This window comes from Streptomyces sp. MK37H (genome assembly GCF_018035285.1).
Classification (GTDB): Bacteria; Actinomycetota; Actinomycetes; order Streptomycetales; family Streptomycetaceae; genus Streptomyces; species Streptomyces endocoffeicus.
On sequence record NZ_JAAAYH010000382.1, the window covers coordinates 1 to 8,707 of the forward strand.

Below are 8,707 nucleotides of genomic sequence, written 5' to 3' on the forward strand. Positions count from 1 at the left end.
CAATCGCCGGAGGGGCTGGATTCTCCGGTGCCCCGTCCCGGGCCGTGTGGGGGCTCCGCTCTCGGGCCCCGGCTGCTCTATCGCTGGAGGGGTTGGGTTGGTCGGTGCCTCGTCCGGGGCCGTGTGGGGGCTCCGCCCCCGGGTCCCCGCTGCTCAATCGCCGGCGGGGCTGGGTTGTTGGGCCGCCGGGCCGCTACGTGGCCCTTCGTGTGGCCAGGCCGGGAAGGCGATCGTTGCCCATAACATGCGCGTGCCCCGCGCCGCTTGGGCGGCGCGGGGCATCGGGCGCTCCGGTGTGACCGAGGGTCACCGGGACTGCTGGGCCGGGACGCCGCGGGTGGCCGCCTCGTCCTCGCCCGGGGCACCGGCCGCGGCCACCGCCGCGCCGGTCAGCGTGGCCAGCATCTCGCGGACGTTGGTCAGCTGGGCGTTGATGCTGTCGCGGCGGTTGGTCAGCGCCGCGAGCTCGCGCTCGGATTCGCTGCGGATGCGGTCCGCCTTGGCGTTGGCGTCGGCCACGATGTCCTCGGCCTGGCGCTGCGCGGTCTCCACCGTCTGACGGGCGCGGCGCTCGGCGTCGGTGCGCAGCTTCTCGGCCTCCAGGCGCAGCTGCTCGGCGCGGTGCTCGATCTCCGCGAGCCGCTTCTCGGCCTTGGCCTGACGCGAGGCCAGGTCGCGCTCGGACTGCTCGCGGCGCTTGGCGAGGTTGGTCTCGAAGTCGGCGGCGGCCTGCGCGGCCTTGGCGCGGGTCTCCTCGAAGAGGGAGTCCGCTTCCTCGCGCTTGGACTGGGCGTCCTTCTGCGCCTCCTGGCGCAGCGTGGCCGCCTCGCCCTTCGCCTTCTCGACGATCCGCGCGCCCTCGTCCTCGGCCTTGGCCTTGCGGTCGGCGGCGAACGACTCGGCGTCGTTGCGGACCTGCTGGGCGGCCGACTCGGCCAGCTCACGGTGCTGTTCGGCGGCGCGGCGGGCCTCCTCGCGCAGATCCTTCGCCTCTTCCTCGGCGAGACGGAGGATCTTCTCGACCCGTGCGCCGAGCCCCGCGTAGGACGGCTCCGAATCGTTGATCTGGGCCTGAGCGTTCTGCGTCTCGAGGTGCAGCTCCTCGATGCGCTTTTCCAGAGAGGTGATACGGGCCAGTGCACTGTCACGATCGGCGACGAGCTTGGAAATGCGGTCGTCCACCTGACCGCGGTCGTACCCACGCCGCACGAGCTCGAAGCCGAAGGGGGAGGAAGTGTCGCTCATGGGGTTCCTGTCGAAAGAGACCGGTGAGGTGATAGAGGGAATCCTAGGGGGCCGAACGGCGTGTCATCGAGTCAACGTCTGTTTGATCTGCAGAATCTCCAGCCTTTTGAGTGGCAGTAAGACGGAGACCTCGTCACTCGTCGGGATGATACGGACATGCCGTGATGGACGCAGCCTGACGCGAGACTTACGCGAAACCGACGCGAGACTTAAGCGAAACCTCGATAGGCACGGCTGAGACTCGTCCCCCTGGATACGGTTACCCCTCCGACCGCTTTCCACTCCTCGTCGCACCCGCACCCGCCGCTGTCTTGACTTGGCCGTTCTCCTTGCCGCCCGCGCCACCCGACGCGGGGGTCTCGAAGGATTCCAACGCCTCGAGGACGTCCTGGACACGGGAGATCTCCGCGTTGATGTCCTCGCGGCGGCGCTTGAGCAATTCCAGCTCGCGCTTACCCTCGTCCACGATTTGCTGTGCCTCGTCCGTGGCCTGGGTCCGGAGCCGGTCCGCCTCCCGCTCGGCCGCGGTCTTCTTCTGCTCGGCCTCCTTCAGCAGACCCTCGGCCTTCTTCACCGCCGCGATCCGCACCCGGCTCGCTTCGCTCTCCGCCTCCGCGACCAGCGACTTGGCCTTCTCCTCGGCCTTCATCAGCTGCGCGGTGGCCGCCGCGACCAGCTTGTCGACCCGCTCGCCGGTGGCCTTCATCTGCTCCGCGGACTCCCGGCGGGCCCGCTCGTGCAACTCCTCGACCTCGGCCTCGGTACGGGCGCGCAGCTCCTCGGCGCGCTCCCGGATGGCCGTGGCGTCGCCCCGGGCCTCGCCCAGCATGGTGTCGGAGTCCGTACGGGCCTTCTCCACCATGGCGTTGGACTCGGCCGTGGCCTCGGAGACCAGCCGGTCCGCCTCCTGGCGGGCCACGCCCACCATGGTGTCCGCCTGCTCCTCGGCCGCGGTCGCCGCGCGCAGCGCGGCCTCCTGCGCCTCGGAGGTGAGCCGCTCGGCCTCCGCCGAGGCCTCGGTGATCAGCCGGTCGGCCTGCTCGGCGGCGTCCGAACGCCGCTTGTTGGCGTCCTCGCGCGCCCGGTCGATCAGCCGGTCCGCCTCGGCCTGCGCCTCGTTGCGGATCCGCTCCGCCTCGGCCGCCGCCTCGGTCGCGACCCGCTCGGCCTCGGCGCGGGTGCGCGCCGCGTGCTGCTGCGCCGAACCGACGGTCTCCGCGGCCTCGCTGCGCAGCCGCTCCGCCTCGCCGCTCGCCTCCGCGCGCAGCCGGTCGGCCTCGTTGCGGGCCTCGGTGACCAGGCGGTCCGCCTGCTCGGCCGCCTCCGAGCGGATGTTGTTGGCGTCGCCGCGGGCCTGGGCCCGGGTGCGGGCCGCGTCCTGCTCCGCGGTCGCCCGCGCGTCGGACGCCTCCGTACGCAGCACCTGCGCCCGTGTGGTGGCCTCCGAGACCAGCCGCTGGGCCTCCTCGGTGGCGCCGCTGATGAGCGTATCGGCCTGCTCGGCGGCCTCGGCACGGGACTTGTTGGCCGAGCGCCGCGCCTCGTCGAGCGTCTCGTTGGCCTCGGCGCGCAGCCGCTCGGCCTCGTGGGTGGCCTCGGTGACCAGCCGGTCCGCCTGCTCGGCGGCATCGGCGCGGCGCCTGCCCGCCTCCTCGCGGGCCTGCTCGGTCAGCCGCTCCGCCTCGGCGATCGCCTCCGCGACCGTGCGCTCCGCGAGCGACTTGGCGGCCTCGGACTCCTCCGTGGCCTCCCGCCGCACCCGGGTGGCGTCCTGCGAGGCGCGCTCCCGCTCCGCGTAGGCGTCCGCGCGGACCCGGTCGGCCTCGCCCTGCGCTTCGTCGCGCACCCGCTCCGCGGCGTGCTCGGCGGCGCTGCGCAGCGCGGTGATCTCCTGCTCGGCCTGCTCGTGCAGCCCGGTGACCGAGTCCCGCACCTGCTGGGCGGTCTGCTCGGCGGCGGCCACCAGGTCGGCCGAGCGCCGCTCGGCCTCCTCGACCAGCCGCTGCGCCTCGACCTGCGCCTCGGAGACCCGGTTCCGGGCGGCGGCCAGCAGCTCCTCGCTCTGCTCCCGCGCCGCCGTACGCTCCGCCTGCGCCTCCTCGCGGGCGTCGGCGAGCAGCTCCTCGGCCTCGCGACGGCGGCGGGCCGCCTCCTCCTGGGCGGCGGCCAGGGCCTCGGCGGCCTCGTTGCCGATCCGCTCGGCGGCGCTCGCCGCCTCCGCGCGCACCCGGTCGGCCGTCTCCTGGGCCTCCGCGCGCAGCCGCTCGGCCTCCGCGGCGGCCTCGCCGCGCAGCCGTACGGCCACCGACTCGCCCTCGGCACGCGCGTTCGACGCGTCCGCCGCGGCCTCGTCGCGCAGCCGGGCGGCCTCGTCCTCGGCCTGCTGACGCAGCGCGTTCAGCCGTTCGGCGGACTCGGTGCGCTGCCGCTCGATCTCCTCGGCGGTCTCCTTGCGCAGCCGCTCCGCCTCTTCGCGGGCGTCCCGCAGCGCCTGGTCGGCGGAGGAGAGCCGCTGCTCGGCCTCCTGGTGCAGCCGGTTGAGCTCGCCCTCGGCCTCGGCGCGGCGGTCCTCGGCGGCCCGCTCGGCCTCCTCGCGCAGCTCCTCGGCCGCGGTGGCCGCCTCCGATTTGACCCGCTCGGCCTGCTCCTCGGCCGAGGTCACCAGCTCCTCGGCCTCGCCACGGGCCCGCTTCAGCAGCTCATCGGCCTGCCGGCGCAGCGCGTTGGCCCGCTCGATGGCCTCGGTGCGCACCCGCTCGCTCTCGGTGGTGGCACCGGAGCGGGTCTCCTCGGCGTCGGCCTTGGCCTTGGTCAGCAGCTCCTCGGCGGTGCTGGCCGCCTCCTCGATCTGCTGGACCGCCTCACGGCGCGCCTCGGCGCGGACCCGCTCGCCCTCGGCGGCCGCCTCCGACTTCAGCTGCTCGGCCTCGCCGCGCAGCCGGCGGGCCTCCTCCTGCAGCTCGACGGTCTTGGCGCGGTACTCCTTGGTGTCGTCCTTGGCCGTGCCCTTGAGCTGCTCGGCGGTGTCGTGCGCCTCGGCCCGCAGCCGGTCGGCCTCTTCCTCGGCCTCGCGCCGGATCCGCTCCGCCTCGTCGGTGGCCGCCTTGGTGGTGGACTGCGCCTTCTCCGAGGCGCGGGACAGCACCTCCTCGGCGCTCCGGGCCGCCTTGGCCAGCTGGGCGGCGGAGTCCTCGGCGGCCCGGGCCCGGGCGTCGTCGCCCGCCTCGGCGATCATCCGCTCGGCCTCGGCGCGGGCGTCGTCCCGCAGCTGCTCGGCCTCGGCCCGCAGCCGCTCGGCCTCCTTGGTGGCCTCGCCGACCAGCCGGGCGACCTCCGCCTTGGCGGTACGGGTGCGCTGCTCGTTGTCCGACTCGGCGGCCGCGAGCCGCTTGGCCGCCGCGTCCTTGGCCTCGGTGACCACCTTCTCGGCCTCGCTGCGCGCCTCCCGCAGCGCCTGCTCGGCCTCCTGCATCCGCTGCTCGGCGGCGCGGGTCTGCTCGGACGCGGCACGGCGGGCCTGGTCCGCCTCGCTGGCGGTGGAGGTGCGCAGCTGCTCCGCGTGGTCGGTGGCCTCCTGGGCCTGGGCGCCCGCGTTGGCCAGCAGCCGCTCGGCGTCGGTACGGGCCCGGCGCAGGATCGCCTCGGCCTCGGCGCGGGCGGCCTCCGCCTCCGACCCCAGCCGCTGGCGCGCCTGTTCGGTCATCCGCTGGGCCTCGGCGCGGGCCTCGGCCAGGGCCTGCTCGGCCTCGGTCCGGGACTCGTCCATGAGCCGGCGGGCCTGCGCCTCGGTACGGGCCCGCAACTGCTCGGCCCAGGCCACGTTCTCGTTGACGTGGGACTCGACGGTGGCGCGGCGCTCGGCCAGCTCCTGGTCCAGCCGCTGGCGCCGGGCCACGGCCTCGGCGTGCAGCTCGGCCTCGAGCCGGGACTGCCGCTCGGCCTGCTCCTGGAGCAGCCGCTGGGTCTGGGCGCGGGTCTCGCGCAGCTCCCGCTCGGCGTTGGCGCGCAGCTGATCCGCCTGGAGCTGCGCGTCCCGCAGCAACTGCTCAGCCTGGTAGCCGGCGTTGGCGCTGTCGTAGGCGGGGCGGGCCGCCAGATTACGGCGCGCCTCATGCAGCTTGGCGCGCAGCACCTCGACTTGGTAGCCGAGGTCGTCGGCGTGCTGGACGGCCTTCTCCCGCTCGGTCTTCAGCCGCTCCATCTCGGCCTCGAACTTCGAGAGCTGATCGTCAGGCTCGTAGCGGTCGTAGCCCCGCACTGCGCGGTCCCATCCGTCCCCTGGTCGCATTGGCGGCCGGCTCCGTAACCCTCCAGGCTCCCGTGGTCCCTTGCGGTGCCCCGAGGTTCCTCGACGGTTTCCCTTGCGGTACCGACCAGGCGAAGTGCGTGCCGGGTCGGACCGGAGCTGGCCCTTCCGAAGAAATGGTGTCAGATCATCGGCGAAGCCCGGGCCGGACCCCGAACCCTCTCCGTTTCCGTACCCCGGCCGATGCAGCACTCTACCGGCCGGGGAAGGGGTAGGTCAGTGGTCCGCTTCAGTGATCCTCTTCGTCCTGGTGCGCGGCGGGGTTCGCGGCGGTGACGAGCTCGGTCAGCACACCGTGACAGTCCTTGGGGTGGAGGAAGGTGATCCGGGAGTCCATCGAGCCGCGGCGGGGCTGCTCGTAGAGGACCCGGACGCCCTTGTCGCGGATGGCCTCGGAGTCGGTGTCGACGTCGGCGGTGCCGAAGGCGATGTGGTGGACGCCCTCACCGTTCTTGGCCATCCACTTGCCGACCGCGGAGTCCTCCCGGATCGGCTCGAGAAGCTGCAGGTAGGAGGCCCCGCCGTCGGAGGTCTCATTGATCTTGAGCATGGCCTCGCGGACGCCCTGCTCCTCGTTGATCTCGGAGTGGAACACCTCGAAGCCGTACGTGGCACGGTAGAACTCGACAGTCTTGTCGAGGTCGAAACAGGCGATCCCGATGTGGTCGATTCTCGTCAGCATGGGAACAGTGCACCGCCGTACGGTCGGTTACGCAACGTGCGCGCGATCACACCGATGGGCCGGTGACCGCGCGGGTACTCGTCAGTACATTGACGATAACCCTCGTTAACTTCCTTCTCCTCGTGAAGGGGACGCACCAATGACTCGTACGACCTCTGTGATGGTGGCGGGCGCGCGCACGCCCATGGGACGGCTGCTCGGCAGCCTGCGCTCGTTTTCCGGTGCCGACCTGGGCGGTATCGCGATCAAGGCCGCGCTGGAGCGGGCCGGGGTCGGTGCCGAGCAGGTGCAGTACGTGATCATGGGGCAGGTGCTCCAGGCGGGCGCCGGGCAGATCCCCGCCCGTCAGGCGGCGGTCAAGGCCGGTATCCCGATGAGCGTGCCCGCCCTCACGATCAACAAGGTCTGCCTCTCCGGGCTGGACGCGATCGCCCTGGCCGACCAGCTGATCCGCGCCGGTGAGTTCGACATCGTGGTCGCGGGCGGCCAGGAGTCCATGACCAACGCCCCCCATCTGCTGCCCAAGTCCCGTGAGGGGTACAAGTACGGCGCGGTCGAGATGCTCGACGCGATGGCGTACGACGGGCTCACGGACGCCTTCGAGCACATCGCCATGGGCGAGTCCACCGAGAAGCACAACACCCGGCTGGGCATCCAGCGCCCCGAGCAGGACGAGTTCGCGGCCCAGTCCCACCAGCGGGCCGCCGCCGCGCAGAAGAACGGCCTCTTCGACGCCGAGATCACCCCGGTGGAGATCCCGCAGCGCAAGGGCGAGCCGGTGGTCTTCGACAAGGACGAGGGCATCCGCGGCGAGACCACGGCGGAGCTGCTGGCCCGGCTGAGGCCCGCGTTCACCAAGGACGGGACGATTACCGCGGGCACGGCGTCGCAGATCTCGGACGGTGCCGCCGCGGTCGTCGTGATGAGCAAGGCCAAGGCCGAGGAGCTCGGACTGGAGTGGATCGCCGAGATCGGCGCCCACGGAAATGTGGCGGGACCCGACAACTCCCTCCAGTCGCAGCCGTCCAACGCGATCGCGCACGCCCTGGGCAAGGACGGGCTGACGGTGGACGACCTCGATCTCATCGAGATCAACGAGGCGTTCGCCGCGGTCGCCGTGCAGTCAATGAAGGACCTGGGCGTCTCCCCCGAAAAGGTGAATGTGAATGGGGGTGCGATCGCCCTCGGCCACCCCATCGGGATGTCCGGCGCGCGCATCGCGCTGCATCTGGCGCTGGAGCTGCGGCGGCGTGGCGGCGGCACCGGCGCGGCGGCGCTGTGCGGTGGCGGCGGGCAGGGCGACGCGCTGATCCTGCGGGTGCCGGCGGGTAAATAGACGGGAAGTGGACGGTCCCGGTCCCGGTCCCCGCGCGGGAGGTCGGTCTCCGTGGTGATCAAGCGACTGTGATCAAGCGACTGTGATCAAGCGACTGTGATCAGGCGATTGTGATCAAGCGGCTGTGATCAGGCGATTGTGATCAGGCGATTGTGCTCAAGCGATAAGGAGTACGGCACTCATGGCTGATGTGCCCACGCTGGTGGAGCAGGCGCGGCAGGGGCGGCCGCGTGCGGTCGCCCGGCTGATCTCGCTGGTCGAGGGCGCCTCGCCGCAGCTGCGCGAGGTGATGGCCGCGCTCGCTCCGCTGGCCGGGGGCGCGTATGTGGTCGGGGTGACCGGCTCGCCGGGGGTCGGCAAGTCCACGTCGACCTCCGCGCTCGTCTCCGCCTACCGGCGGGCGGGCAAGCGGGTGGGCGTGCTCGCCGTGGACCCTTCCTCGCCGTTCTCCGGCGGGGCGCTCCTCGGCGACCGGGTACGGATGTCGGAGCACGCCTCCGACCCCGGCGTCTACATCCGCTCCATGGCCACCCGCGGCCACCTCGGCGGGCTCGCCTGGGCCGCCCCGCAGGCCATCCGGGTGCTGGACGCGGCCGGCTGCGACGTGATCCTGGTGGAGACGGTGGGCGTCGGCCAGTCCGAGGTCGAGATCGCGGCCCAGGCCGACACTAGCGTGCTGCTGCTCGCGCCGGGGATGGGCGACGGGATCCAGGCGGCCAAGGCCGGGATCCTGGAGATCGGCGATGTGTACGTGGTCAACAAGGCCGACCGGGAGGGTGCCGACGCCACGGCCCGCGAGCTCAACCACATGCTGGGCCTGGGAGAGGCGCGGTCGCCGGGCGACTGGCGGCCGCCGATCGTGAAGACCGTGGCGGCGCGCGGCGAGGGGATCGGTGAGGTCGTCGAGGCGCTGGAGAAGCACCGTGCGTGGATGGAGGAGCACGGTGTGCTCGCGGAGCGCCGGATGCGGCGGGCCGCGGGCGAGGTCGAGACGATCGCGGTGACGGCGCTGCGGGAGCGGATCGGCGATCTGCACGGCGACCGCCGCCTGGGCGCCCTCGCCGAGCGGGTCGTCGCGGGCGAGCTGGACCCGTACACGGCGGCGGACGAGCTGGTGGCGGCGGTGACCGAGCAGGGC

5 protein-coding genes are annotated in these 8,707 nt (G+C 72.8%); 2 read left to right on the top strand and 3 right to left on the bottom strand.

The genetic code is table 11. The features are described from left to right. Window positions 1-306 precede the first annotated feature (306 nt). The 3 genes from GWI24_RS35065 to mce all read right to left on the bottom strand — a co-directional run bounded on the left by GWI24_RS35065 (window position 307) and on the right by mce (window position 6,233). Window positions 307-1,245: a cellulose-binding protein gene (locus tag GWI24_RS35065; RefSeq protein ID WP_037958439.1), complete on the bottom strand. Its 939-nt coding sequence runs from the start codon at window positions 1,243-1,245 to the stop codon at window positions 307-309. A gap of 259 nt (window positions 1,246-1,504) precedes the next feature. Next, complete coding sequence (gene scy / locus GWI24_RS35070) at window positions 1,505-5,533, bottom strand: polarized growth protein Scy (RefSeq protein WP_281791060.1); 4,029 nt, start codon at window positions 5,531-5,533, stop codon at window positions 1,505-1,507. 247 nt (window positions 5,534-5,780) lie between these two features. Further along, the gene (gene mce / locus GWI24_RS35075; RefSeq protein WP_198271578.1) at window positions 5,781-6,233 is read right to left on the bottom strand and encodes a methylmalonyl-CoA epimerase; all 453 of its coding nucleotides are present in this window, start codon (window positions 6,231-6,233) and stop codon (window positions 5,781-5,783) included. A gap of 157 nt (window positions 6,234-6,390) precedes the next feature. Between mce and GWI24_RS35080 the strand changes: the two genes are divergently transcribed. Both GWI24_RS35080 and meaB read left to right on the top strand, forming a co-directional pair. Beyond that, window positions 6,391-7,569: an acetyl-CoA C-acetyltransferase gene (locus GWI24_RS35080; protein WP_210950083.1), complete on the top strand. Its 1,179-nt coding sequence runs from the start codon at window positions 6,391-6,393 to the stop codon at window positions 7,567-7,569. Window positions 7,570-7,750: 181 nt separating this feature from the next. Further along, window positions 7,751-8,707: methylmalonyl Co-A mutase-associated GTPase MeaB (gene meaB / locus GWI24_RS35085; protein WP_210950081.1), on the top strand; the 957-nt coding region annotated here is incomplete at its 3' end.

Excerpts from the sequence above, each read along its gene's own strand:
- GWI24_RS35065 (WP_037958439.1), bottom strand. The coding sequence starts at position 1,245 with ATGAGCGACACTTCCTCCCCCTTCGGCTTCGAGCTCGTGCGGCGTGGG.
- scy (WP_281791060.1), bottom strand. The coding sequence starts at position 5,533 with ATGCGACCAGGGGACGGATGGGACCGCGCAGTGCGGGGCTACGACCGC.
- mce (WP_198271578.1), bottom strand. The coding sequence starts at position 6,233 with ATGCTGACGAGAATCGACCACATCGGGATCGCCTGTTTCGACCTCGAC.